Origin of the sequence: Kitasatospora sp. NPDC086801, from assembly GCF_044745805.1 — a bacterium.
Taxonomy (GTDB): Bacteria; Actinomycetota; Actinomycetes; order Streptomycetales; family Streptomycetaceae; genus Kitasatospora.
In genome coordinates this window covers 103620-129483 of sequence record NZ_JBIVAX010000004.1, presented here as the reverse complement: position 1 = coordinate 129483, position 25864 = coordinate 103620, and the positions used below count along the sequence as shown (strand labels likewise).

18 protein-coding genes are annotated in these 25864 nt (G+C 73.5%); 13 read left to right on the top strand and 5 right to left on the bottom strand.

Annotated elements, in window-relative coordinates:
* Positions 1-209 precede the first annotated feature (209 nt).
* Together ACIPLC_RS07445 and pepN are read left to right on the top strand one after the other, a co-directional pair.
* Positions 210-1898: a PQQ-binding-like beta-propeller repeat protein gene (locus tag ACIPLC_RS07445; RefSeq protein WP_400471993.1), complete on the top strand. Its 1689-nt coding sequence runs from the start codon at positions 210-212 to the stop codon at positions 1896-1898.
* Between the two features lie 165 nt (positions 1899-2063).
* Complete coding sequence (gene pepN / locus ACIPLC_RS07440) at positions 2064-4646, top strand: aminopeptidase N (protein ID WP_400471991.1); 2583 nt, start codon at positions 2064-2066, stop codon at positions 4644-4646.
* Between the two features lie 100 nt (positions 4647-4746).
* On the opposite strand, the gene ACIPLC_RS07435 is transcribed toward pepN, so the two are convergent.
* Positions 4747-4974 carry a hypothetical protein gene (locus ACIPLC_RS07435; protein ID WP_400471989.1) on the bottom strand — a complete coding sequence of 76 codons (228 nt, stop codon included), beginning with the start codon at positions 4972-4974 and terminating at the stop codon, positions 4747-4749.
* Between the two features lie 92 nt (positions 4975-5066).
* Positions 5067-7160, bottom strand: a complete 2094-nt coding sequence (gene malQ / locus ACIPLC_RS07430) for a 4-alpha-glucanotransferase (protein ID WP_400472175.1) — start codon at positions 7158-7160, stop codon at positions 5067-5069.
* A gap of 289 nt (positions 7161-7449) precedes the next feature.
* Here malQ and ACIPLC_RS07425 point away from each other — a divergent pair, with 289 nt between their 5' ends.
* Positions 7450-11430: a beta-N-acetylglucosaminidase domain-containing protein gene (locus ACIPLC_RS07425; RefSeq protein ID WP_400471987.1), complete on the top strand. Its 3981-nt coding sequence runs from the start codon at positions 7450-7452 to the stop codon at positions 11428-11430.
* A 120-nt stretch (positions 11431-11550) separates the two neighbouring features.
* On the opposite strand, the gene ACIPLC_RS07420 is transcribed toward ACIPLC_RS07425, so the two are convergent.
* The gene (locus ACIPLC_RS07420; protein ID WP_400471985.1) at positions 11551-12195 is read right to left on the bottom strand and encodes an HNH endonuclease; all 645 of its coding nucleotides are present in this window, start codon (positions 12193-12195) and stop codon (positions 11551-11553) included.
* Positions 12196-12726: 531 nt separating this feature from the next.
* Between ACIPLC_RS07420 and ACIPLC_RS07415 the strand changes: the two genes are divergently transcribed.
* The 8 genes from ACIPLC_RS07415 to ACIPLC_RS07380 all read left to right on the top strand — a co-directional run bounded on the left by ACIPLC_RS07415 (position 12727) and on the right by ACIPLC_RS07380 (position 21983).
* Entirely contained in the window at positions 12727-13812 is a 1086-nt protein-coding gene (locus ACIPLC_RS07415; protein WP_400472174.1) for a mechanosensitive ion channel family protein, read from the top strand.
* 253 nt (positions 13813-14065) lie between these two features.
* On the top strand, positions 14066-15256 hold the full coding sequence (locus tag ACIPLC_RS07410) for an ROK family protein (RefSeq protein WP_400471983.1): 1191 nt from the start codon (positions 14066-14068) through the stop codon (positions 15254-15256).
* 172 nt (positions 15257-15428) lie between these two features.
* Positions 15429-16784 carry an ABC transporter substrate-binding protein gene (locus ACIPLC_RS07405; RefSeq protein WP_400471981.1) on the top strand — a complete coding sequence of 452 codons (1356 nt, stop codon included), beginning with the start codon at positions 15429-15431 and terminating at the stop codon, positions 16782-16784.
* 23 nt (positions 16785-16807) lie between these two features.
* A complete protein-coding gene (locus ACIPLC_RS07400) occupies positions 16808-17806 on the top strand; it encodes a sugar ABC transporter permease (RefSeq protein ID WP_350884764.1) in 999 nt (332 codons plus the stop codon).
* A 41-nt stretch (positions 17807-17847) separates the two neighbouring features.
* Positions 17848-18756, top strand: coding sequence for a carbohydrate ABC transporter permease (locus ACIPLC_RS07395; RefSeq protein ID WP_400471978.1), 909 nt, complete (start codon positions 17848-17850; stop codon positions 18754-18756).
* Positions 18756-20045, top strand: a complete 1290-nt coding sequence (locus ACIPLC_RS07390; protein WP_400471976.1) for a 6-phospho-beta-glucosidase — start codon at positions 18756-18758, stop codon at positions 20043-20045. Before ACIPLC_RS07395 ends, ACIPLC_RS07390 begins: the two co-directional genes overlap by 1 nt.
* 153 nt (positions 20046-20198) lie before the next feature.
* Entirely contained in the window at positions 20199-21218 is a 1020-nt protein-coding gene (locus tag ACIPLC_RS07385) for an N-acetylglucosamine kinase (RefSeq protein ID WP_400471974.1), read from the top strand.
* Positions 21219-21404: 186 nt separating this feature from the next.
* Positions 21405-21983 carry a hypothetical protein gene (locus tag ACIPLC_RS07380; RefSeq protein ID WP_400471972.1) on the top strand — a complete coding sequence of 193 codons (579 nt, stop codon included), beginning with the start codon at positions 21405-21407 and terminating at the stop codon, positions 21981-21983.
* 97 nt (positions 21984-22080) lie between these two features.
* Here the strand turns inward: ACIPLC_RS07380 and ACIPLC_RS07375 are convergent, their stop codons facing one another.
* Complete coding sequence (locus tag ACIPLC_RS07375; RefSeq protein ID WP_400471970.1) at positions 22081-22743, bottom strand: response regulator; 663 nt, start codon at positions 22741-22743, stop codon at positions 22081-22083.
* Positions 22744-22766: 23 nt separating this feature from the next.
* Positions 22767-23942 (bottom strand): sensor histidine kinase, encoded by a 1176-nt coding sequence (locus ACIPLC_RS07370; RefSeq protein WP_400471968.1) that lies wholly within the window; start codon positions 23940-23942, stop codon positions 22767-22769.
* A 134-nt stretch (positions 23943-24076) separates the two neighbouring features.
* Here ACIPLC_RS07370 and ACIPLC_RS07365 point away from each other — a divergent pair, with 134 nt between their 5' ends.
* On the top strand, positions 24077-24991 hold the full coding sequence (locus tag ACIPLC_RS07365) for an ABC transporter ATP-binding protein (protein WP_400471966.1): 915 nt from the start codon (positions 24077-24079) through the stop codon (positions 24989-24991).
* Entirely contained in the window at positions 24988-25851 is an 864-nt protein-coding gene (locus ACIPLC_RS07360) for an ABC transporter permease (protein ID WP_400471965.1), read from the top strand. Before ACIPLC_RS07365 ends, ACIPLC_RS07360 begins: the two co-directional genes overlap by 4 nt.
* Positions 25852-25864: the final 13 nt, after the last annotated feature.

Sequence of the window (25864 nt, the reverse complement as noted above, 5' to 3'; positions counted from 1 at the left end):
CTACCATGGTGCCCTATCTCACGCGTCCCCCCGGACCGCGGGACGGTACGGGCAGGGGGATGCTTCCAGACATGACGGGGAATCAGATGGCAGGGGATCACCCTACGCCGGGGGCAGGCGAAGCGCCGGGCAGCGGCCCGCAGGACAATCGGGGCGTCTCGTTCGGGCGCCCGCCCGGCGGCGTGGACCCGGCCGCCGTGGCGGACCAGATGACACAGCTCGACGGCGCGACGATCCCGGGCCCGGCCTCGCCCGCCGGGCCGCCGCCTGCCCAGCCGCCGGCTCCGCCCGCGCAGCCGCCCGCCGCCGGTGCCGGCTACCAGCCGTACGCACCGACCGCGGCCGCCTTCCCCAGCCAGGCACCGCCGCCGCCGGCCGGTGCGCCGGTCGGCCCGTACGACCCGACGCCCGCCGGCGCCTACGGCGCTCCGGACGGCGGGCAGGCCTACGGCGCCGGCTACGGGTACCCGCAGCAGCAGCCCGGGTACTACCCGGGTGCGCCGGTGCCCCCCGCGCCCAAGCAGCGCAACCCCGTGATGCTCTGGGGCGGGATCATCGGCGGCGTCCTGGCGATCGCCATCGTCGCCGGGCTGGTCGTGCTCCTCAAGGGCAACGACCCCGACCCCGCGCCGAGCGCGAGCTCCGGCGGCACCACCACGTCCGGTGGCACCAGCACCTCCGGAGGCACCGTCACCAGCGCCCCGACCGTCGACGGCACCAGTGGCAGCACCGGCGGCAACACCGGTGGGGCCGGCTACAACGTCGCCTGGAGCGCCGCCAAGGCCGCCAACTCGGACAGCAGCTCGCAGATGCTCGGCATCTGGGGCAGCGACAAGGTCGCGGTGCGCGCCGACAGCACCGGCATCCGGGCGTTCAACACCTCGGACGGCAAGGAGGCCTGGAACATCCCCGTCCCGGCCGGCAGCAAGGAGGTGTGCACCGCCTCCTACTCGACCAACGCGAAGAACATCGCCGCCGTCTCCTTCAACACCGGTGACAGCGACTGCTCCACCGTCGGCGCCATCGACGTCAGCCAGGGCAAGCTGCTCTGGGCCGTCAAGGTCTCCAACGACCGGATGTCCTCGCCGACGCTCAGCGTCACCGACAAGGTGGTCGCCATCGGCGGCAACGTGGTCGGCGGCCTGAACATCGACAACGGCTCGGCGGCCTGGCAGTTCCAGCCGCGCGACAAGGACTGCAGCCTCTACGGCCGCGCGGCCGGCAGCCAGATCGCGGTCAGCGACCGCTGCTACGGCGGCTCCGGCCCGAAGTCGCAGCTGGTCGTCGTGGACGCCGACAGCGGCAAGGCCGCCAGCACGCCGATCACCCTCACCGGCAGCATCGAGCGCATCGACAAGGTCGTCCAGGACCAGCCGCTGGTGCTGCTGATGAGCAGCGGCCCGAACGGCGACTACATCCTGCCGTTCGACAAGAGCAACAAGCCTGGCAACCAGATGTCGGTCAAGGAGCCCGGCGCGGACAGCCTGCGCCTGTCCGGCCAGTCCGACGCCTACACCCAGAACGTGGTCAACGGCACCACCCTGTACGCCCAGATCACCGGCACCAAGTCGGCCGTCAACGCGTACGACCTGAACACCGGCAAGCGCATCTGGTCCGCCGCCAGCCCCACGGCCAACCAGGACATCCGGCTGGTGTCCGGCACCGACAAGGACGGCAAGGTCCGCGCCATCGTCAGCCAGGGCTACAACAAGCCCGCCCGGCTGGTGACGCTCTCGCCGACCGACGGCTCGATGACCGACCTCGGCACCATGGCCATGCCCAACGGCCTGGACATCGGGATGAGCTCGTCCGAGTACGTCGTCTCCAGCGACGGCAGCGCCGTCTACGCCTTCCGCCGCGGCAGCTCCGACGCGCCGCTGACCAAGTGGAAGAAGTGACACCGGGGGGCTGACCCCTCTTCGGACGCGGGCCCTCGGGGCGCGCCCCGAGCGGGGCGGGAACGGGCGAACAGCCCGGGCCCGCCCCGCTGCGATTTTTCCGGGAGCTCATCCGTTGGGTCATGGGAGGATTCGCCCCATCAACCTGACGAAGGAGTGCAGCGAGTGCCCGGCACCAACCTGACCCGCGAGGAGGCCCGCACCCGGGCCGACCTCCTCCACGTGGACGCGTACGACATCGAGCTCGACCTGAGTTCGGCCCGCGAAGGTGGCACCTTCCGGTCCACCACCGTGGTCCGGTTCACGGCCACGACCCCCGGCGCGGACACGTTCATCGACCTCGTCGCGCCGAGCGTCGAGGAGATCACCCTCAACGGCGCGCCGCTCGACCCGGCGAGCTTCGCCGACAGCCGGATCCCGCTGCCGAACCTGGCCGCCGAGAACGAGCTGCGCGTCGTCGCCGACTGCGCCTACACCAACACCGGTGAGGGCCTGCACCGGTTCGTCGACCCGGTCGACGGCGAGACCTACCTGTACACCCAGTTCGAGGTGCCGGACGCCCGCCGCGTCTTCGCCTCCTTCGAACAGCCCGACCTGAAGGCCGCGTTCGCGTTCACCGTGACCGCTCCCACGGGCTGGGTCGTGGTCTCCAACTCGCCCACCCCGACCCCGGTCGGCGAGGGCGCCGCGCAGGTCTGGACGTTCGAGCCCACCGGCCGGATCTCCAGCTACATCACCGCGCTCATCGCCGGCCCGTACGTCGGCGTCTTCGACACCTACGAGAACGGCGCGCAGAAGGTGCCGCTGGGCGTCTACTGCCGCCCCTCGCTGCGCGAGTTCCTGGACGCCGAGGACATCTTCGCCGTCACCAAGCAGGGCTTCGACTACTTCCAGGAGAAGTTCGACTTCCCCTACCCGTTCGCGAAGTACGACCAGCTGTTCGTCCCGGAGTTCAACGCCGGTGCGATGGAGAACGCGGGCGCCGTCACCCTGCGCGACCAGTACGTGTTCCGATCCAAGGTCACCGACGCCGCCTACGAGGCCCGCGCGGCGACGATCCTGCACGAGCTCGCCCACATGTGGTTCGGCGACCTCGTCACCATGGAGTGGTGGAACGACCTCTGGCTCAACGAGTCCTTCGCCACCTTCGCCGAGGCCGTCTGCCAGGCCGAGGCCCCCGGCTCCAAGTGGCCGCACTCCTGGACCACGTTCGCCAACCAGATGAAGACCTGGGCCTACCGGCAGGACCAACTGCCGTCCACCCACCCGATCATGGCCGACATCAACGACCTGGAGGACGTCCAGGTCAACTTCGACGGCATCACCTACGCCAAGGGCGCCTCGGTGCTCAAGCAGCTGGTGGCGTACGTCGGCCAGGACGCCTTCTTCCAGGGCGTGCGGGCCTACTTCAAGCGCCACGCCTGGGGCAACACCCGGCTCGCCGACCTGCTCGGGGCCCTGGAGGAGGCCAGCGGCCGCGACCTGCGGACCTGGTCCAAGGCCTGGCTGGAGACCGCCGGCATCAACGTGCTGCGGCCCGCCATCACGCTGAACACCGACGGTGAGATCGAGTCCTTCGCCGTCCTCCAGGAGGCCCCCGCGCTGCCCGCCGGCGCCAAGGGCGAGGCCGTGCTGCGCCCGCACCGCATCGCCATCGGCCTGTACGAGCTCGCCGACGGCGCGCTGGTGCGCACCGACCGGATCGAGCTCGACGTCGACGGCCCGCGCACCGAGGTGCCCGAGCTCGTCGGCCGGCACCGCCCGGCCGTCGTGCTGCTCAACGACGACGACCTCTCCTACGCCAAGATCCGGCTCGACGAGGACTCGATGGCCGTCGTCACCGAGCACCTCGGCGGCTTCACCGAGTCGCTGCCGCGCGCCCTGTGCTGGGCCTCCGCCTGGGACATGACCCGCGACGGCGAGCTCGCCGCCCGCGACTACCTGGCGCTCGCCCTGTCCGGCATCGGGCGGGAGAGCGACATCGGCGTCGTGCAGTCCGTGCAGCGCCAGGTCCGGCTCGCCCTCGACGCCTACACCGACCCCGACTGGCGCGAGCAGGGCCTCGCCCGGTGGGCCGCCGCCGCCGAGGAGCACCTGCGCGCCGCCGAGCCCGGCAGCGACCACCAGCTCTCCTGGGCCCGCACCCTCGCCTCCGTCGCCCGCACCGACGGGCAGCTCGACCTGCTCGCCGGCCTGCTCGACGGCGCCGCCGAGGTCAAGGGCCTCGCCGTCGACACCGAGCTGCGCTGGACCCTGCTCACCCGGCTCTGCGCCACCGGCCGCGCCGACGAGGCCGCCGTGACGGCCGAGCTGGCCCGCGACAACACCGCGGCCGGCCAGGAACACGCCGCCACCTGCCGCGCCGCCCGGCCCACCGCCGAGGCCAAGGCCGAGGCCTGGACCGCCGTGGTCGAGTCGGACACCCTCACCAACTACGTCCAGGAAGCGACCATCGCGGGCTTCCAGCAGTCCGACCAGCGCGAGCTGCTCGCGCCGTACGCGGCCAAGTACTTCGCCGCCGTCAAGGAGGTCTGGGAGACCCGCAGCCACGAGATCTCGCAGCAGATCATCGGCGGGCTGTACCCGGCGCTGCAGGTCACGCAGGCCACCGTGGACGCGACCGACGCGTGGCTGGCCGAGGCCCAGCCGGCGCCGGCGCTGCGGCGCCAGGTCGTCGAGGCCCGGGCCGGGATCGAGCGCGCGCTCAAGGCCCAGGCGGTCGACCGGGCGGCGGGCGCCGCCCGCTGACCCGTTGAGGCGCCGTCGGGGCGCTGGAACGCCTGAAGGGGCACCGGAGGTCTCCGGTGCCCCTTCGAGGGTTGTGCGGGTCCTTGGTGGACGCGGTGGGTTACTTCTTCCTGCCCTTGCCGTACGGCAGGCCCGCGAGGGCGGCGATGATCACGAAGGCGGCGAGCGGGATCAGCACGTACAGGCCGATGGTCTGGCCGACGCTCAGGCCAGGACCCGGGTCGTCGCCGTCGTCCCTGGTGAGGGCCATGGCGGGCGACGACAGCAGCATCATCAGCGTGACCGTTGCGGAGACCGCGCCGGCTCGCAAAGCGTTCCTCTTGTCCACGTTTCCAACTTACCCGCCGCTTATGACCCCCCGCGCGTCGGGGTCGGCCTTCCGGAACGGGGCCGTCCGGCGGTGCCGGGGCCGCCCCGGGATCAGACGGCGGGGTGGGGGCCGGGCGGGGCCAGCAGGTGCGCGAGCAGGCGGGCGGACGGGGTCGCGGCCAGGCGGTCGAGGGTGACCGGGTCGCCGGCGCCGTCGGCGACCGGCAGGCGCCAGTTCGGGTACTGGTCCCAGGTGCCGGGCAGGTTCTGCGGGCGCGGATCGCCGACCAGGTCCGGCAGCCAGACGCCGACCAGCTCCGCCGGGGTCGCGCGCAGGAAGCGGTACAGCACCGGCATCGACAGTGGCTCGCCCGGCGCGAGCAGCCCCCGCCCGGTCAGCTCGGCCCGCCAGTCCGCCAGCTCGGCCGCCGCCTCCTCCTGCTCCTCGCCCAGCGGGCGGGCCAGCAGCCCGAGCCGGTGCCGCAGCTCGACGTGCTCGCCGGAGAGCCGGGCCGCGGTGCTCGGCAGGTCGTGGGTGGTGAGGGTGGCCAGGCAGCCCGCGCGCCAGCGGTCCGGGGCGAGGATCTCTCCCGCCGCCTGCCAGTCCCGCTCGAACCAGAGCACCGAGGTGCCGAGGATCCCGCGCGCCGCCAGCTCCTCCCGGACGCCCGGCTCCACCGTGCCCAGGTCCTCGCCGATCACCACCGTCCCGGCCCGGTGCGCCTCCAGGGCCAGCACACCGAGCATCGCCTCGGCGTCGTAGCGGACGTACGCGCCCTCGGTCGGCGGGTGGCCGTCCGGCACCCACCAGAGCCGGAACAGGCCCATCACGTGGTCGATCCGGACCGCGCCCGCGTGCCGGGCCGCCGCGCGCAGCAGCTCCGCGTACGGGGCGTAGCCGGCCGCGGCCAGTGCGTCCGGGCGCCAGGGCGGCAGGCCCCAGCCCTGGCCGTGGGCGTTGAAGGCGTCCGGCGGGGCACCGACCGAGATCCCGCCGGCCAGCACGTCCTGGAGCACCCAGGCGTCCGCGCCGCCCGGGTGGACGCCGACGGCCAGGTCGTGGATCAGGCCCACCGGCATGCCGGCCTGCCGGGCCGCGCGCTGGGCGTCGGCGAGCTGCTGGTCGACCTGCCAGGCGAGCCAGCGGTGGAACTCGACCCGGTCGGCGAGCTCCCGGGCCGCCTGCTCCACCTGTGGGCCGTCCGGGTGACGCAGCCCCTTCGGCCAGCCGTGCCAGTCGGCGCCGTGCACCTCGGCGAGTGCGCTCCACAGCGCGTGCCGGCGCAGCCAGTCGCCCTCGCGGCGCTGGTAGGCCTCGTACGCGGCCTGCCGGCCGGGCCCGCGCGGCACCTCGTGCAGCAGTTCCAGCGCCTCGCGCTTGAGCGCCCAGACGGCGTCCCGGTCGATCAGGCCGTCGTGTCCCAGCACCTCGTCGCGCAGCCGGGCGGCCCGGCGGCCCAGCTCCTCGGCCTCGGCCCGCTGGTCGCCCGTCAGGTAGGCGTACTCGGGGACCGCCTCGACCCGCAGGTGCACCGGGTCGGCGAAGCGGCGGGAGGAGGGGCGGTAGGGGGACGGGTCGGCGGGGGCGGCGGGGGCTGCGGGCAACGCCTGGTGCAGCGGGTTGATCTGGACGAAGCCCGCGCCGAGGCCGGCGCCCGCCCACTGGGCCAGTTCGGCGAGGTCGCCGAGGTCGCCCATGCCCCAGGAGCGGTCGGACAGGACGGAGTACAGCTGGGCGAGGAAGCCCCAGCTGCGGCCGGGCAGCGGGGGCAGCTTCTCCGGCGCGACGATCAGCACCGCCTGGGCCTTGCCCTCGCCGCTCTCCGCCCTGAGCGCGTGCCGCCCGAGCGGCAAGTCCGCCGGCAGCCAGTGCGAGTGACCGCGCGGCAGCTCCCACACCCCGCCGTCCTCCAGCTCCACGTGCAGCCGCGCGTCGGCCGGCACGTCCAGCGCCGTCCGCCGCCCGGCCCGCACCACCACGCAGGGTGGCAGCAACCTGGCCTGCTGTGCGGACCGGTGACGCTCCAGCGCCTCCCGCGCCTGCTCCGGCGTGCCCGCCGCCACCCCCAGCGCCCCCAGCACCGCGACCAGCGTGCGCGCGCCCACGGTCACGCCCCCCGTCCCGGGATACCGGGTGTCCACCCCGTACGCCTGCGCCAGCGCCACCAGTTCGGGCGGTGGCGGCGGCGCGTCCTGCGTCGGCACCCTCAGCCCGTCGGCTCCGTCACGGTCGAGATAAGCGGCCACTCGCGACTCCTGCGATGTCTCGGCAACGCCTGGTCAGGACGACCACAGTCCTACCCGGGTGACGGCCCGACGACGCTGCGCGACACGACCGGGCGGGCGGATCGGCCGGGCGGGCGGGAGCTGCCGCGGCCCCGGACCGAACTCCCGAACCAGGGCAAACCAGGCATAGCCGTCGGTCGCGTTGACACCGCGTTGGGTAGCTGGTGGGGTTGCGGCGATGTGGTTCAGGCCTGGCGAGGAGGCTCCTGTGCAAGCCCGAGTGTCCGTTGTGGCCGGGCGGCGGCTGCGGCAGCAGTTGGAGCAGAGTGCGGCGTTGCGGGAGGTGCTGCACCACCCGGCGGCGCTGGCGGCCCGGCGGGCCACCGCGCGGACGTGCCGTCAACTGGCGCCCAGGGCAGCGGATCGGCTGATCGCCGACCTCAAGGGGACGGAGCCGCTGCTGGCGTCGGTGCGGGCGGAGCGGGCCGGGCGGGCGGCGGGGCGGCCGGGGCGGCGGACCCTGCGGATCGCGGCGGGCGTCGCGGCGGCGGCGGTGGTCGGCGGGCTGCTGGCCGGGCCGATGCCGTCGGCGGCGTACGCGGCGTCGGCGGGGCCGGACGTGGTGAGCAGCGCGCCGCAGACGCCGCTGGGGAGCGTGACGAACCCGCAGGTGTTCCCGCAGCCGCAGGAGCAGACGGTGGCCGGCAAGCCGGTCGCGGTGCCGGCCGCGGTGACGCTGGTGACGGCGCCGAAGGCGGACCCCGGGGCGGTGGACGCCGTCCGGGAGGTGCTGGAGGTCGCCGGGGCGACGACCGTGACGCCGCAGCCGGACGCCGACGCGCCGGCCGCCGGGTCGCTGGTGGTGTACGTCGGCGGGCCGGCCGAGGGCGCCGGCGGCGGGGTGGACCGGGCGCTGCGCGCACTGTCCGCCGCGGCCGGCGGCAAGGACGGCGCCGCCCCCTCGACCGCGGGCATGCCGGCCGGCGGGTACGTGCTGTCGGCCGGTCAGCTGCCCGCCCAGGGCGGCGGGACGTACGGCGCGGTGGTGCTGGCGGGCGCGGACGCGGCGGGCACCTTCTACGCCGCGCAGAGCCTGCGCCAGCTGCTCGCCGCCGTACCGGCCGAGCAGGGGCAGGCGCCGGGCGCCGCCGGGCTGGGCCTGCCCGGGATCACGCTGCGGGACTGGCCGAGCGGCGCGCCGGTGCGCGGCACCGCGGAGGCGTTCTACGGTGCCCCGTGGAGCGCGCAGCAGCGGCTCGACCAGGTGGACTTCCTCGGCCGCTCCAAGCAGAACTTCTACCTCTACGCCCCCGGTGACGACCCGCTCCGGCTCTCCCGCTGGCGTGACGCCTACCCCGCCGCCCAGGCCGACGAGCTGCGCGAACTGGGCTCCCGGGCCCGGCAGAACCACGTCACGCTCGGCTACGCGATCGACCCGGGGCAGTCGCTCTGCTTCAGCTCCGGCAAGGACGTGGACGCGCTGGTGGCCAAGCTGGACGGGCTGCGCAAGCTCGGCTTCACCGCCTTCCAGCTCCAGTTCCTGGACGTCAGCTACGACGAGTGGCACTGCGGCGACGACCGCGACACCTACGGCACCGGGCCGGCTGCGGCCGCCAAGGCGCAGGCCGCCCTGGTGGCCAAGGTGCGGGACCGGCTGATCGCGCGCAACCCGGGGCTGGCGCCGCTGTCCGTCGTGCCCACCGAGTACCACCGGCAGGGCGTCACGCCGTACCGCAAGGCACTGGCCGCGGCCCTGCCGGAGGGGGTGCAGGTGGCCTGGAGCGGGGCCGGGGTGATCCCGGAGAAGATCACCGGCGCCCAGGCCGCCGAGACCGGCGACCTGTACGGCCACCCGCTGGTCACCATGGACAACTACCCGGTCAACGACGCCAGCCCGGACCGGCTCTTCCTCGGCGCCTACACCGGGCGCGAACCGGAGGTGGCCACCCGCTCGGCGGTGCTGCTGACCGGCGCCATGCAGCAGCCGGTGGCCTCCCGGATCGCCCTCGCCACGGCCGGCGACTTCGCCTGGAACCCGGCCGGCTACAAGCCGGAGGACTCCTGGCAGGCCGCGGTGCGCTCGCTCGCCGGCCCGACCGGCGCGGGCAGCACGCCCGCCGGCACCGCCCTGTCCGCGGTCACCGCGCTGGCCGGCAACAGTTCCTCCTCGCCGCTGTCCAAGCAGGAGTCCGGCTACCTGACACCGCTGCTCGACCGGTTCTGGGCCGCCGCCGAGCCCACCTCGGGCACCGCGTCGGACCTCGCCAAGCTGATAGCGGCCGCCGCGCCCCTGCGGGACGCCTTCGCCGCGATGACCACCGCCCAGCGGACCCTCGCCGACACCCAGGCCACCGCCCAGCTCGCCGCCGAGGCCGCGCCCTGGCTCGCCCCGCTGCACGACTACGGGCTGGCCGGGCAGTCCGCGCTGGACATGCTGCTGGCGCAGCACGGCGGCGACGGCACGGCCGCCTGGAAGGCCCGGGTGCAGCTCAACGGGCTGCGCGAGCAGCTGGCGCAGAGCCCGGCCACGATCGGCGCGGGCGTGCTCGACCCGTTCCTGGAGCGCGCCGTCCTGGCCGCCGACAACTGGGCCGGGGTCGCCGGCGGCGGGATCACCCCGACCACCACCATGGGCACCGCGCACGACCACCTGCCCGCGCTGATGACCGACGGCGTGGCCGACACGTTCTACTGGAGCTCCGCTCCCCCGCAGCCCGGCGACGCGGTCGGCGTCGACCTCGGCGGCGGGCGCCCGGTCGGCGCCGTCACCGTGCTGATGGGCTCCTGGGGCAGCGGGCCGGACGGCCGCAACGCGGTCGACGACTACATCCACGACGGCGTGCTGGAGTACAGCACCGGCGAGGGCGGCTGGAAGCAGCTCGCCGTGGTCAAGAACCAGAAGACGGTCAGCGCCCAGCTGCCGGCCGGCTCGGTGGTCCGGGCCGTGCGGCTGCGGGCCACCGCCGCCCAGAAGACCGCCGTCGCGGTGCGCGAGTTCACCGTCACCGCGCCCGACGACGCCCCCGCCAGCGTCACCGGCGGCCCCGACGCGCTGCCCGGCTCCTCGGCGTCCGCGGTGCTGGACGGCAACCCGGACACCGCGTACCGGGCCGCCAAGGCGCCCACCGCGCAGGACGAGCCGCTCACCGTCGAACTGGGCGCCGCCCGTCCGCTGGACCGGCTCACCGTGCTCACCGACCCGGGCGTGCACGCCACCGCCACCGCCTCGGTGCACCGGCCGGACGGCGGCTGGACGGACATCGGCACCGTGCAGCCCGGCTACAACGAGCTGCCGGCCGGCGGGCAGGCCGCCGACGCGTTCCGGCTGACCTGGAAGCCGGGCGGCGACCCGCCGGTGGTCAACCAGGTGATCCCCTGGTACGCGGACGTCCCGGCGGCCCGGCTCAGCCTGTCCGACCCGACCCTGGACGTGGTGACCGGCGCGGCCGCGCCCGCCCAGACCCGGGCCACCGTCGAGGCCGGCCGCCCCGAGGGGACCAGCGGCGAGCTGCGCACCGAGGTGCCGGCCGCGGCCAAGGGCCTGACCGTGACCCCGGCGGCCGGGGTGACCGTGCCGCGTGGCGGCCGCATCGGCGTGCCGCTGCTGGTCAGCGCCGCTCCCGAGACGCCGTTCGGGACGTACCGGGTACCGGTGCAGTTCGTGGCCGGCGCCACCACCGTGAAGCAGGTGCTCCAGGTGCGCGTGGTGCCGCCGACCAGCGGTCCGGACCTGGCGCTCGGCGCGAAGGCCACCTCCTCGGGCGACGAGACGTCGGACTTCCCCGCCTCGGCGGTCGCCGACGGCGACCCGAAGACCCGCTGGTCCTCCCCCGCCAAGGACGACGCCTGGGTGCAGCTGGAACTGCCGCAGGCGACCCACCTGGGCGCGGCGGTGCTGCACTGGCAGGCCGCGTACGCCGCCGCCTACAGGCTCCAGGTCTCGGCGGACGGGACCACCTGGACCGACGCGGCGACGGTGGACAACGGCAAGGGCGGCGACGAGACCGTGCGCTTCGACGCGCCCGGCGCCCGGTTCCTCCGGGTGCAGGGCGTGGCCCGGGCCAACAAGTACGGCTACTCGCTGTGGGGCGTCGAGCTGTACGCCGTCACCCCGCCCGCCCAGCCGCAGCCGCCGACCGTGCCCCCGGCCCAGCCGGGCGGCACCACCGCCCCGCCCCCGACCACGCCGAGCGCCCCGGCCTCACCCCCGGCGGGCGGGACGACGGGCGGGACGGTGCCGAAGCAGTAGCCGGGCCCGTTGTGCCGGGGCTCCCCGGACAACGCGGCGGGCCGCCGTGCTCCCCGGTGGGGGCGCGGCGGCCCATGAGGCGTACCGACGGTATGACGGGCTGGCCCTTGTGGAGCGGGGTCAGGCGGAGAGCGGTTCGGGCTGCTCGCCGCGGCGGGCTGGGGCGGAGTGGGCGGAGTGGGCCCGGCCGAGCGGGGCGGGAAGGCCCTGCTCGATATGGTCGTGGTGCTCGTACTCGCTCCACTGGGGGGCGCGCAACTGGTCGGAGCCGCCGTACGGCTCCAGGTAGGGGCGCCAGCGCGGGTCCTTGATGCCGGTGCCGATGATCCGCCAGGCGAGGCCGCTGGGCGGGGCCGGCGGGCGCTTCATCCGCCAGCCGAGTTCGGTGAGGTGGCGGTCGGCCTTGGTGTGGTTGCAGCGGCGGCAGGCCGCCACCACGTTGTCCCACCGGTGCTGGCCGCCCCGGCTGCGCGGGATGACGTGGTCGACGCTGCTGGCGGCGGCCCCGCAGTAGACGCAGCGGCCGTGGTCACGGGCGAACAGCGCCCGGCGGGTGAGCGGGACGGGCCCGCAGAACGGGACCCGGACGAAGCGGGTCAGGCGGACGACGGACGGCGCCGGAAGGGCGCTGGTGGCGCTGTGCAGAGTGACTCCCGAGTCCTCCAGGCTGACCGCCTTGTGGTTGAGGACCAGGATGAGTGCGCGGCGCATCGATACGACGCCGAGTGGCTCGTAGGACGCGTTGAGGACCAGGACATGCGGCACGGATGCCTCCTTGGACGCCTGCGGCGCGTGGCTCGCGCCGGGACGAGCGGTTGGATCACCCAGCAGGTGGGTGATCTCCCCCAGTGTCGCCTTACGCCTTTGTACGGCGCCACCACTCCTGTGTAACGGACCTGACGTGAACTTCGGGTGTGGCTTCTGTCATAGCCGGTATGCCCTGGGGAAGGTCGGGTTGCACCCGGGTGCCGTCGGGGTGCCGCCCGGTGGCCCTCCCGGGGGACCGCTCGGCCGGTCGGAGCAGCGGCGACCCCGTCGTCCGGGGGAGCGCACCGGTGCGCTGACGGGGCGTTCACGTTGTCCCGCACGCCCTCCGGCGAGTCCGGTCGGGTGTTCGGTGCCGGATAGGCTAGGGCGGACGGTCCGCGGGCCGCGTGCCGCGGCGCGGGCCCGCCACGCCCCCTGCAGGAAGGCCCGCACGTGTTCCGCTCCGGCGCCACCGGTATCGCCGACGCGTCCTCGACGCTCTCCACTCCGACACCGGCGCCCAGCCCGACCGCGCCGCAGCTGCCGCAGCTGGACCTGAAGATCCCGACCAGCGCGCAGGAGGTCAGCGACACCACCAAGCAGGCCGCCAGCTGGTTCGACACGCACTGGCAGGGCTGGCTGGCCGGCGGGGTGCGGATCGTCTTCATCGTGCTGCTGGCGCTGGTGCTGCGCGCCGTGGTGCGCAAGCTGATCACCCAGCTGATAACGCGGATGGCGCGCTCGCACGAGCACCACGAGGAGAGCCGGCTGGGCGGGCTGCTGGCCAACACCGGGGTGGTGAACCCGGAGCGGCGCCAGCAGCGGTCGGAGGCGATCGGCTCGGTGCTGCGCAGCGTGGCGTCGTTCTCCATCCTGGGCACGGCCGCGCTGATGGTGCTGTCCGCACTGGGCGTGAACCTGGCGCCGCTGCTGGCCAGCGCCGGTGTGGCCGGTGTGGCGATCGGTTTCGGCGCCCGCAACCTGGTGACGGACTTCCTCTCCGGGGTCTTCATGATCATGGAGGACCAGTACGGCGTCGGCGACGAGATCGACACCGGGGTGGCCACCGGCACGGTGCTGGAGGTCGGCCTGCGGGTGACCAAGCTGCGCGGGGCCAACGGCGAGATCTGGTACATCCGCAACGGCGAGGTGAAGCGGATCGCCAACATGAGCCAGGGCTGGTCGACCGCCTCGGTGGACGTCCAGGTCGGGTACAAGGAGGACCTGCTGCGGGTCGAGGACCTGATCCGGGAGACGGCCGAGGCACTGTCCAAGGAGTCGCCGTACGACGAGCTGGTCTGGGCACCGGTGTCGGTCCTGGGCGTGGAGTCGGTCGCGGCGGACTCGGTGATGGTGCGGATCGAGGCGCGGACCGCGCCGGGCAAGGCGCCGGCGGTGTCCCGGGCGCTGCGCCAGCGGCTGAAGACGGCCTTCGACCTGGCCGGGATCAAGGTCAAGGAGGAGGTTTCACCGGTGGCCGCCGCGGCGACGGCGGCCCCGGCCACCGGGGTGGTGATCTCCCCCGCGACCGAGCCGGCGCCGCCGTCCGCGCTCTCCGACCCGACCTCGCCCCGGTACCGGGCGACCGAGCCGATACCGGCGCCGAGGCCGGCCGACGACCTCGCGAAGCCGTAGGGCGGGTCCGGCCTCCCCGGGCCGAACCGGACGAAAGCCCCGCTCCCAAGAACTCAAGGCCCTTGGGAGCGGGGCTTCGTGCTGCCCGGTAACGCTTCGGCATCCTCCGGGCTGCGGACCATTGACACCCCGCTGACGGGGCCCGTACGGTCCTTCCCAAGCGACTGGAAACTTTCCTAACAGTTCGGCTCCCCGAACCGGAGGGTTCACCCTCGTCGCACCCCCCACCAGCCGGAAGAGGAGGATTTCGCGCGTGACCAAGACCTCCGCCAAGGCCCCCCTCGCCGGCACCCCCAGCCTGCTGCGCGCGATCAACGACCGCGCCGCCCTCGAACTGCTGCTGGAGAACGGCCCGCTCTCCCGCACCCAGATCGGCACCCTGACCGGCCTCTCCAAGCCCACCGCCTCCCAGCTGCTGGCCCGCCTGGAGGCGGCCGGACTGGTCCTGCCGGTCGGCACCACCGCCGGCGGCCCCGGCCCCAACGCGCAGCTGTACCAGGTGAATCCGGCCGCCGGGCACGTCGCCGGGCTGGACGTCACCAACAGCGAGATCAGGGTCGCCGTCGCCGACATCACCGGCTCCACGCTGGCCGAGCACACCGTACCGACCAAGGGCGTGCCGGCCGCCGAGACCGTCGCCAAGGTCGCCGCCACCGTCGCCGAGACCGTCCGCGCCGCCGGACTGGCGGCGGACAGCCTGCGCACCGCCGCGATCGGCGTCGGCGGCGCCCCCGATCCGGTCACCGGCAAGCTGCGCTACGCCTCCCACCTGCCCGGCTGGCACTCGCCGCGGCTGGTCGAGGAGCTCTCCGAGGCGATCGGCGCGCCCGTGTCGATCGAGAACGACGTGAACCTCGCCGCCGTCGCCGAACAGGCCTCCGGCGCGGCGCGGGGCTCCGAGGACTTCGTCCTGCTCTGGGCCGGCGCGGGCACCGGCGCCGCGATCGTCATCGCCGGCCGGCTGCACCGCGGCTTCACCGGCGGCGCCGGGGAGGTCGGCTACATGCCGGTACCCGGCTCGCCGGTCGTGCGGGACGTGCGCCGCCGCAACTTCGGCGGGTTCCAGGACCTGGTCGGCGCACCCGCCGTCCGGACCCTGGCCCGCGAACACGGGATCGGCGCGCCCACCGCCGAGGAGTCGATCGCCAAGGCCCTGGAGACCCCGGGCGCCGGCGACGCCTTCCTCGCCGAACTGGCCGGCCGGCTCGCCGTCGGACTGGCCGCGATCGTCGCCGTCGTCGACCCCCAGCTGGTGGTCCTCTCCGGCGCGGTGCCCAGCGCGGGCGGCGAACGCCTGCGCGCCCTCGTCGAGGACGAACTGGCCAGGCTCTCCATCGCCCGGCCGGAGGTCCGCAGCAGTGCCCTGCCCGGCTCGCCCGTCCTGCTCGGCGCCCTGCAACGCGCCCTGACGGACGCCCGCGAGGCGGTCTTCTCCACCCACTGACAGCCACCCACCGACGCCCACCCGCCGACGCAGCCGCCCACCGACGCCCACCCGCCGACGCTCCCCCGGTCGCCCGCCACCCCGTACGCACCCCGCACCCACCTCTCCCCACCCCCGAACGCGGGCCCCGAGGCAATGACGCCTGCCCGCGCACCCCCAGGAGGACCTCGAAGTGCACTCCACCACCTCCCGCAGAGGCCGCCGCACGATCGCCGCCGTCACCGGCAGCGCCGTCCTGGCCCTGCTCGCCACCGCCTGTACCGGCAGCAGCGAGAGCAGCGGCAACGACGACTCGGCCAGCGGCAAGGACGTCACCATCACCTTCTGGCACGGCTGGAGCCAGGACAACGAGGTGAAGGCGATCAACGAGAACATCGCCGCCTTCGAGAAGGCCCACCCCAACATCCACGTCAAGGCCGTGGACAACATCGCGGACGACAAGCTCAACCAGGCCCTGCGGGCCGGCGGCAACGACGCGCCGGACGTGGTCTCCTCCTTCACCACCAACAACGTCGGCATGTTCTGCTCGACCAAGGCCTTCGCCGACCTCAAGCCCTTCCTGGACAAGAGCGGCATCGACCCGGCCAAGACCTTCCCGGCCGCGATGCTCAACTACACGCAGTTCCAGGGCAACCAGTGCTCGCTGCCGCTGCTCGGCGACGCCTACGGCCTCTACTACAACAAGAAGGCCTTCGCCGACGCGGGCATCGCCAACCCGCCGAAGACCTTCAGCGAGTTCGCCGAGGACGCCAAGAGGCTGACCCTCGCGGACGGCGACGGCTACAAGCAGCTCGGCTTCATGCCGCTGTACCACGGCTACGAGTCGACCAGCGAGCACTTCCTGGGCCAGTACGGCCCGACCTACTTCGGCGCCGACGGCAAGTCGAACATCGCCACCGACCCGAAGGTCGCCGCGATGCTCACCTGGCAGAAGGGCCTGGTCGACCAGCTCGGCGGCTACGCCAAGCTGGAGAAGTACCGCGCCACCTTCGGCGAGGAGTTCAGCGCCAAGAACCCCTTCCTCACCGGCCAGGTCGCGATGGCCATCGACGGCGAGTGGCGCACCGCCGCCCTCGCCGACAACAAGCCCGACTTCGACTGGGCCACCGCCGCGTTCCCCGTCCCGGACGACCAGGCCGACACCTACGGCCGCAGCTACCAGACCGGCACCATCGTCGGCATCGCCAGCAGCAGCAAGAAGCAGGCCGCGGCCTGGGAGCTGGTCAAGTACCTGACCACCGACACCGATGCGGTCGTCAGCTTCGCCAACGCGATCCACAACGTGCCCAGCACCTTCGACGCGCTCAACTCGCCGAAGCTGACGAACGACCCGAACTTCAAGACCTTCATCGACGTCGCCAAGAACAAGTACTCGGGCACCACCCCGGCGGCCGTCAACGGCAGCGGCTACATCGCCTCCCTGCAGAACCTCGGCTACGACTACGAGTCCGGCAAGCAGACCGATCTCGCGGCCGGCCTCGCGGCCACCGCCAAGGAGATCGACGCCGCCATCGCCCAGGCGAAGTAGCGGGAACGGTCCACGGAGCTCCCATGTCACTCGCGTTCGGCACCCGCAAGGGCACCGGCTCGACCGACCCGGCGGCGCCCTCCACGCAGCACCTGCTGCGCCGGAAGCGCCGCCGGGAGGCGGCCCGCAACCTCGCCTTCCTCTCCCCCTGGCTGATCGGCTTCGGCGTCTTCTTCCTGTACCCGCTGATCTCCACCGTCTACTTCTCGTTCACCAAGTACAACGGCTTCGGCGCCCCCTCCTTCAGCGGCCTGAAGAACTGGGACTACGTCTTCAACGACCTCCCGGCGTTCTGGCAGGGCCTGCGCAACACCGTGTGGCTCGTCTTCATCATGGTGAGCCTGCGGGTCGCCTTCGGCCTCGGCATCGGCCTGCTCATCACCAAGGTCAAGACCGGCGTCGGCTTCTTCCGCACCGCGTTCTACCTGCCGTACCTGGCACCGCCGGTGGCCGCGACCGTCGCCTTCGCCTTCCTGCTCAACCCCGGCACCGGCCCGGTCAACCACTTCCTCGGCGAGATCGGCCTCCCGCAGCCCGGCTGGTTCGCCAGCGCCGACTGGTCCAAGCCCGCGCTCACCATGCTCGCCATGTGGGGCATCGGCGACCTGATGGTCATCTTCATGGCCTCGCTGCTCGACGTCCCCAAGGAGCAGTACGAGGCGGCCGAACTGGACGGCGCCGGCCCCTTCCAACGGTTCCGGTACGTCACGCTGCCGAACATCTCGCCGATCATCATGTTCGCCGTGGTCACCGGGGTCATCCAGACCATGCAGTACTACACCCAGGCGATCGTCGCCGGGAAGGTCGCCGGCGGCATCGCGGGCAACTCCGGCCAGCAGTTCGAGCCCGGCTTCCCGCAGGGCTCCACCTGGACCCTGCCGCAGATGGTCTACAACCTCGGCTTCCAACGCTTCAACTACGGCGCGGCGTGCGTCGTCGCCCTGGTGCTGTTCGCCATCTCGATGGCCGTCACCTCGCTCCTGCTCCGCCGCAAGTCCGGCTTCATGGCGAGCGACGACTAGTCCGTGTGCTGCGGACCCAGCGGACCGATGAGGACCCGATCATGACTCTCAGCTCCACACTCACCAAGGCGCCCGCCCCGGCCGGCACCTCCCGCGCCTCCGGCCCGGCCGCCCGGGCGGCCCGCCGCCGCGCGATGCTCAACTGGGTGGCCGTGCACTCGCTGGCCATCGCCGCCGCGCTGTTCTTCCTGCTGCCGTTCGTCTTCGCCTTCCTCACCTCGGTGATGACCGACCAGCAGGCACTCACCACCGACTACTGGCCCACCTCCTGGCAATGGGGCAACTACGGCAAGGTCTGGGACACCCCCGGCTTCCTCACCTGGTGGCGCAACACCCTGATCTACGCGGGCCTCGGCACGGTGCTGACCATCGTCTCCAGCCTGCCGGTCGCCTACGCGCTCGCCAAGTTCCGCTTCCGGGGCCGCAACCTCGCGCTGATGGCCGTCATCGCCATGATGATGCTCCCGCCGCAGGTCACCGTCATCCCGATGTACCTGTTCTGGGCCAAGCAGCTCGGCCTCGGCGGCTCGCTCTGGCCGCTGATCATCCCGATGGCCTTCGGCGACGCGTTCTCGATCTTCCTGCTGCGCCAGTTCCTGCTGACCATCCCCAAGGAGTACATCGAGGCCGCCCGGATCGACGGCTGCAGCGATCTGCGCACCCTGCTGAAGGTCGTGCTGCCGATGGCCAAGCCGGCCATCGCCGCCGTCGCCCTGTTCCAGTTCTTCTACTGCTGGAACGACTACTTCGGCCCGCAGATCTACGCCAGCAACAACCACGAGGCCTGGACGCTCTCGTACGGCCTGGAGTCGTTCAAGAGCGCCCACCACACCAACTGGAACCTCACCATGGCCGCCACCCTCCTCGTGATGGCACCGGTGATCGTCCTCTTCTTCTTCGCACAGAAGGCCTTCATCGAAGGCGTGACACTGACAGGGGTCAAGGGCTGATGTCCGCACTCAAGTTGGCCATCGTCGGCGGCGGTTCGACGTACACACCGGAGCTGATCGACGGATTCGCCCGGCTCCGCGACAGCCTGCCGATCGGCGAGCTGGTGCTCATCGACCCGGCCGCCGACCGGCTGGAGCTGATCGGCGGGCTCGCCCGGCGGATCTTCGCCAAGCAGGGGCACGGTGCCGTCGTCACCACGACCGTGGACGTCGAGGCCGGTGTCGCCGACGCCGACGCCGTGCTGCTGCAACTGCGCGTCGGCGGGCAGGCCGCCCGCAACCAGGACGAGACCTGGCCGCTGGAGTGCGGCTGCGTCGGGCAGGAGACCACCGGCGCCGGCGGCCTCGCCAAGGCACTGCGCACCGTCCCGGTCGTCCTCGACATCGCCGAGAAGGTCCGGCGCACCAACCCGGACGCCTGGATCGTCGACTTCACCAACCCCGTCGGCATCGTCACCCGCGCCCTGCGCAACGCCGGTCACAAGGCCGTCGGCCTGTGCAACGTCGCCATCGGCTTCCAGCGAAAGTTCGCGACCCACCTCGGCGTCGACCCGGAGCTGATCCGGCTCGACCACGTCGGCCTCAACCACCTCACCTGGGAGCGCGGCGTCACCCTGCTCGACGCGCCCGGCGCGGCGGGCGGCCGGGAGGTGCTGCCCTCGTTGCTCCGCGACTTCGGCAAGGAGATCGCCGAGGACCTGCACCTGCCGCAGCCCGTCATCGAGCGGCTCGGCGTCGTGCCGTCCTACTACCTGCGCTACTTCTACCAGCACGACGCCGTCGTCGAGGAGCTCAAGGTGCAGGGCTCGCGGGCCGCCAAGGTCGCCGAGATCGAGCGGCAGCTGCTGGAGATGTACGCCGACCCGGCCCTCGACACCAAGCCGGAACTCCTCGGCCAGCGCGGCGGCGCCTTCTACTCCGAGGCGGCCGTCCAGCTGATCGCCGCGCTGCTCGGCACCGGCGGCGGGACGTCCGTGCAGGTCGTCAACGCCCCGAACAACGGCGTGCTGCCGTTCCTGCCCGACGACGCCGTCATCGAGGTCCCGGCCGAGGTCGACGCGAACGGCGTCCGGCCGCTCCCCCAGCGGGCCGTCGAGCCGCTGTACGCCGGCCTCATCGCCGCCGTCACCTCGTACGAGCACCTCGCCCTCGACGCCGCCCTGCACGGCGGCCGCGACCGGGTCTTCGACGCCCTGCTCGCCCACCCGCTGGTCGGCCAGATCGAACTCGCCGACCAGCTCACCGATCGGCTGCTCGCCCACAACCGCGAGCACCTCGCCTGGGCCTGACGGCCCGGGGCCTGTTCTCGCACCCAGGCTCCGCCGGGAAAGCCTCCCGGCCCGCGATATGAGGGTGTCGCGGGCCGGGCACTGCGAGGAGACCGACCACCCCCGGCCGGGGACAACGCCACGGCCGGGCCACGTACGAGCCGCGGGGACCTGATGACCCACCAGCCCGATCCGATCCTGCCCGGCGTCCTCGCCATCGACGCCGGCAACTCCAAGACCGACGTCGCCCTGATCGGCGCCGACGGCACCGTCCACGGCACCGCCCGCGGCGGCGGCTTCGCACCCCAGAAGATCGGCGGCGCCGCCGCCGTCGCCGGCCTCGCCCCGCTGGTCGAGCAGGCCGCCGCCGAGGCCGGCCACCCCGTCTGGAGCGGCGTCCTCACCAGCCACGTCAGCGCCTGCCTGGCCAACGCCGACCTGCCCGTCGAGGAGGAGGCCCTACGCGCCGCGCTGGAGTCCCACCCCTGGGGTGCCAGCAACACCGTCGTCAACGACACCTTCGGCCTGCTGCGGGCCGGCACCGACGGCCCGCGCGGCGTCGCCGTCGTCTGCGGCGCCGGCATCAACTGCGTGGGCCTGCTGCCCGACGGCCGCACCGCCCGCTTCCCCGCCCTCGGCGAGCTCACCGGCGACTGGGGCGGCGGCGGGGGCCTGGCCGTCACCAGCATGTGGCACGCCGTGCGCCACGAGGACGGCCGCGGCGGCCCCACCGGGCTCTCCCGCGCCATCGCCGAGCACTTCGGCCTGCCCAGCGCCGGCGCCGTCGCCGAGGCCGTCCACCTCGGGCACCTGCCGACCAGCCGGCTGCACGAGATCGTCCGGGTGCTGTTCGCCGTCGCGGAGCAGGGCGACGAGGTCGCCCTGGGGCTGATCGACCGACAGGCCGACGAGATCGTCCGGCTCGCCGTCGTCGCCCTGCGGCGGCTGGAACTGCTCGACACGCGGACCCCGCTGGTGCTCGGGGGCGGCGTGCTCGCCTCCCGGCAGCCGCTGCTGCTCGACAACCTGACCGCCCGACTGGCCGAGGCCGCGCCGCTCGCCGAACCGCGGGTCGTCGTCGCGCCGCCCGTCCTGGGCGCGGCGCTGCTCGGGCTCGACCACCTCGGCGCGGGCCCCGAGACCCAGGCCCGGCTGCGCGAGGCGTACGAGGCGCAACGGCCCGTCGCCGTCTGAACGGCCCGTCACCGCCCGAACGGCCCGTCACCACCTGAACGGCCGTTCGCCGTCTGACGGTTGCGCCGTTTCCAAGACTCCCGCCCCCGCCGGATCCGCACATCCGGCGGGGGCGGGAACCACGGTCCGTGCAGCAATCGTGTACCTGCGTGACGAGATCCGCCGCCGCCCGGGGAGACTAGTGCCATGGCCGTGCCCCGAACCCTCCTCGCCGCGCTGCTCTGCTGTACCGCCGCAGCCGCCCTCACCGCCTGCACTCCCGCCGACTCGGCGCCCACCGTCGCCGCCGCCTCCGCCGCGGCCGTCGCCGACGGGGCGTACGACGACGAGGACGACCTGCTGGACGACGACCTCGCCGACCCCGAGCCCAGCATGGACACCTCGCCCGCCACCCCCGTCGCCGACTGCGCCACCCCGACCCCGACCGAACGCCCCGGGCACACCGTCCTCGTGGTCACCGCCACCGAGGACGGCGAGGTCACCGCCCAGCCCGCCCGCTACCTCTGCGACGAAGCCCGCTACGAGGGGACGGGGGAAGCCGCCCGCTACGGCTTCGCGACCGCCGGCGTCGAGGCGACGCTCGTCGACCGCCCGCACGCCGACCCGACCAGACCGGTCCGGCTGGAGGAGGTGCTCGGCCATCTGGAGGACTGCCTGGTCGAGCACGGATCCGACGCGCCGGACGGGTGCTACGGCAACGTGTACGACGTGGTGCTGGACTCGCACGGGCGGATCATGCGGATCGGGGAGCTGGTCGGTCCGTGAACCGGTCGGGTGCCGGTCGGGTACTGGTCGGGTGCCGGTCGGGTGCTGAACCGGCTGAGCCCCGGTCTGGTGCCGGCCGGGCCGTGAACCGGCCCGGTCAGGACGGGGCGACGAGGCCGAACTCGTAGGCCTGGATGACCAGGTGGACCCGGTCGCGGGCGTCCAGCTTGGTGAACAGCCGGGCCACGTGCGCCTTGGCGGTGGCCACGCTGATGGTCAGCTCCTCGGCGATCTCGCCGTTGGACAGCCCGCGGCCGACCAGCGTCAGCACCTCGCGCTCGCGCTCGGTGATCCCGTCGACCCTCGCCCGGCCGGACTGGGCGGCGGCGGGCTGCGGGCGGGCGGCGAACTCGCCGATCAGGCGGCGGGTGATGCTCGGGGCGATCAGGGCGTCCCCGGCGGCGACCACCCGGACGCCGTCGAGGATGGTCTCCAGGGCGAGGTCCTTGACCAGGAAGCCGCTCGCCCCAGCCCGCAGCGCGCCGTACACGTAGTCGTCGTCGTCGAAGGTGGTGAGGACGAGGACGTGGGTCGGCAGGTCGGGGTCGGCGGTGATCCGGCGGGTCGCCTCGATGCCGTCCATGCCGGGCATCCGGATGTCCATCACCGCGACGTCGGGGCGCAGCCGGCCCACCAGGTCCACCGCCTCGGCGCCGTTGCCGGCCTCACCGACCACCTCCAGGTCCGGGGTGTCGGCGATGAGCACGCGCAGACCGGTGCGGATGAGCGGCTGGTCGTCGACCAGGACGACACGGATCATAGGAATCACGGGTATCACGGGGATCACGGGGAGACCTCCACGGGGAGCGGCAGTCGGGCGGCGACCTGGAAGCCGCCTTCGGGGCGCGGGCCGGCGCTGAACTCGCCGTGCAGCAGGCCGACCCGCTCGCGCATGCCGGCGATGCCGTAGCCCGAGCCCGCGGACGGCCCGGCGGCGCCGGCGCCGAGGTCGACGACGGTGACGGCGACCTCCTCGGGGCCGTAGTCGACGGTCACCCGGCAGTCCCGGGTGCCGGAGTGCTTGACCACGTTGGTGACCGCCTCCTGAACGATGCGGTAGGCGGCGAGGTCCACCTCGGGCGGCAGCGTACGGGGCTCGCCCAGGCGGGTGAGCGCGACCCGGACGCCGGCGCCGGCCGTCTGCTCGATCAGCCGGTCCAACTCGCCCAGCCCCGGGGCGACCTCCATCGGCGCGGACTCCGGCTCGGCGTGGCGCAGCGCGCCGAGCATCCGGCGCAGCCCGGCCAGGGTCTCCCGGCTGGTCGCCTCGATGGCGTTCAGCGCGTTGCGGGTCTCGGCGGGCTGGGTGTCCATGACCCGGCTGCCCATCCCCGCCTGGATCGCGATGATGCCGATGCTGTGGGCCACCATGTCGTGCAACTCGCGGGCGATCCGCAGCCGTTCGGCGGTGATCGCCTGCTCGGTGGCGCGGCCGCGCAGGGCCTCGGCGTGCGCGCGGTTCTGCCGGACGGTGTTGCCGACCAGCCAGGCGATCGCGGCGGTCGAGGCGAACGCGGCCTGGGCGACGAGGTCGGTGTGGTAGTCGTTGGCCACCCGCCAGACCGCCAGGACGGCCACCATGGCGACCGGCATCGCGGCGGCGCACAGCGACATGACCCGGGAGCGGGTGGCCGTGCAGTAGCCGATCGCCACCTCGGCGAGCAGCAGCTGCACCACGGCCGTCTCCTGGATCCGCATGCCGATCGTGAAGACGCACGCCACCAGCGGGATCGCCACCGCCAGCAGCGGCAGCCGGACCAGCAGCGAGGCCATCAGGATCGTGACCACCGCGGTGACCAGCAGCGGCATGTCCTCGAAGTTGCCGTTGTAGCGGAACAGGTGGGCCAGCTCGTCGCTCCGCTGGAAGCTGCGGAACGTGATGACGGCCACCCAGAACGCCGCCACCCAGACACTCGGCGGCAGGCGCCTGAGCAGGGGCGGACGCGGGTTGGTGATCATCGCCCGATGGTAGCGGCGGCCCGCGCGGCGACACATCGGCCCGGGGGCGTAATCCCCCGGGCCGGTGCGGCCGCCGACGGTTGTGGCCCGCGGCCCGATGCCCGGCCGGGACCCCGGGCGGCACCGTTGTCCCCGTGATCGAGATCGAGCGACTGACCAAGCGGTACGGCGCCACCACGGCCGTCGACCAGTTGACCTTCACCGTCCGGCCGGGCACCGTCACCGGTTTCCTCGGCCCCAACGGCGCCGGCAAGTCCACCACGCTGCGCATGATCCTGGGCCTCCACACCCCCACCGAGGGGTCCGTCACCGTGGACGGCGTGCCCTTCGCCAACCGGCCGCGCGGGCTGCGCCACGTTGGCGCCCTGCTGGACGCCCAGGACGTGCACGGCGGGCGCAGCGCCCGGGCCCACCTGTCGGCGCTCGCCCGCGGCAACCGCATCCCGCTCCGGCGGGTGGACGAGGTGCTCGCCGAGGTCGGCCTCGGCAAGGCCGCCGGGCGCCGGATCGGCGGCTACTCGCTGGGCATGAAGCAGCGGCTCGGCATCGCCGGCGCGCTGCTCGGCGACCCGCCGGTGCTGCTGTTCGACGAGCCGCTCAACGGCCTCGACCCGGAGGGCGTGCTGTGGGTGCGCGGCCTGTTCCGGCGCCTCGCCGAGGAGGGGCGGACGGTCTTCGTCTCCAGCCACATGATGGCCGAGATGGAGCACACCGCCGACCGCCTGGTGGTGATCGGCCGGGGCCGGCTGATCGCCGACGAGAGCCTGGCGGAGTTCTCCGCCCGCGACGCCGTCACCAGCGTGGCCGTCCGGACGCCCGAACTGTCCTCGCTCGCCAGGGTGTTGCGGGCCGAGGGGGCGGACGTACGGCAGGCGCAGGAGCCGGACGAGGCCGTGGTGACCGGGCTGCCCGCCGCCCGGATCGGTGAACTCGCCCTGCGGCACGGCCTGGTGCTGCACGAGCTCGCCACCCGTACCTCGTCCCTGGAGTCGGCGTTCATGTCCCTGACCGCCGACAGCGTCGAATACCCGGCAGGAGATGCCCGATGAGTACCGCCGCCCTCGCCCCCGCCCGCCCCCGCACCCGCCCGGCCGAGCAGCGACCCCGGTTCGGCGACCTGCTCGCCGCCGAGTGGATCAAGCTGCGCTCGCTGCGGTCCACGTACTGGGTGCTGGCGCTCGCCTCGCTGGCCGCGATCGTGGTCAACCTGAACGCCGTCCACACCGACCTGACCTACATCGACCATCCGCGCCCACCGGTGCCCGGCTTCCCCCCGTTCAAGTACGACCCGCTCTACCACGGCCTCAGCAGCATCTCCGGCGCCCTGATGGCCGTCGCGGCCGGCAGCCTCGGCGCGATCACCGTGTTCGGCGAGTACACCACCGGCATGATCCGCACCACCTTCGCCGCCGTGCCCGACCGGCGGGGCGTGGCCGTGGCCAAGGTGGTGCTGATCGCCGGCATCACCTCGCTCGCCGGGGCGGTGGTGTCCGCGGTGTCCTTCTTCGGCAGCAACGCCATGCTGGCCTCCCGGCACGTCGGGCTCTCCATCACCGACGAGGGCTGCCTGCGGGCCGTCCTCGGCTACGCGGCGCTCGTGCCCGTCTGCGCGCTGATCGGGATGGCCCTCGGCGCCCTGCTGCGGCACGCCACCGCCTCGATCGTCTCGCTGGTCATGCTGCTGTTCATCGTGCCGATGCTGTTCGGCGGCGACCGCTACCGCTGGCTGAAGGAGATCGGCAACCACCTGCCGCTCGCCGCCGAGGGGCGGCTGACGATCAACCCCAACTCCTCGACGACGATGGGCAAGTACGCGCCGAGCGTGCTCGACTCCTGGATCACCTTGGGCGCCTGGGCGGCCGTCGCGCTGGCGGCGACGGTGGTCCTGATGCGGCGGCGGGACGTCTAGGGCCTTGTCCGGC

Bases quoted from the DNA above. Each gene is read 5' to 3' on its own strand.
- ACIPLC_RS07385 (WP_400471974.1), top strand. From the start codon at position 20,199: ATGACCCACCAGCCCGATCCGATCCTGCCCGGCGTCCTCGCCATCGAC.
- ACIPLC_RS07370 (WP_400471968.1), bottom strand. From the start codon at position 23,942: ATGATCACCAACCCGCGTCCGCCCCTGCTCAGGCGCCTGCCGCCGAGT.
- ACIPLC_RS07375 (WP_400471970.1), bottom strand. From the start codon at position 22,743: ATGATCCGTGTCGTCCTGGTCGACGACCAGCCGCTCATCCGCACCGGT.
- ACIPLC_RS07395 (WP_400471978.1), top strand. From the start codon at position 17,848: ATGACTCTCAGCTCCACACTCACCAAGGCGCCCGCCCCGGCCGGCACC.
- ACIPLC_RS07380 (WP_400471972.1), top strand. From the start codon at position 21,405: ATGGCCGTGCCCCGAACCCTCCTCGCCGCGCTGCTCTGCTGTACCGCC.
- ACIPLC_RS07400 (WP_350884764.1), top strand. From the start codon at position 16,808: ATGTCACTCGCGTTCGGCACCCGCAAGGGCACCGGCTCGACCGACCCG.
- ACIPLC_RS07445 (WP_400471993.1), top strand. From the start codon at position 210: ATGACACAGCTCGACGGCGCGACGATCCCGGGCCCGGCCTCGCCCGCC.
- ACIPLC_RS07390 (WP_400471976.1), top strand. From the start codon at position 18,756: ATGTCCGCACTCAAGTTGGCCATCGTCGGCGGCGGTTCGACGTACACA.
- ACIPLC_RS07360 (WP_400471965.1), top strand. From the start codon at position 24,988: ATGAGTACCGCCGCCCTCGCCCCCGCCCGCCCCCGCACCCGCCCGGCC.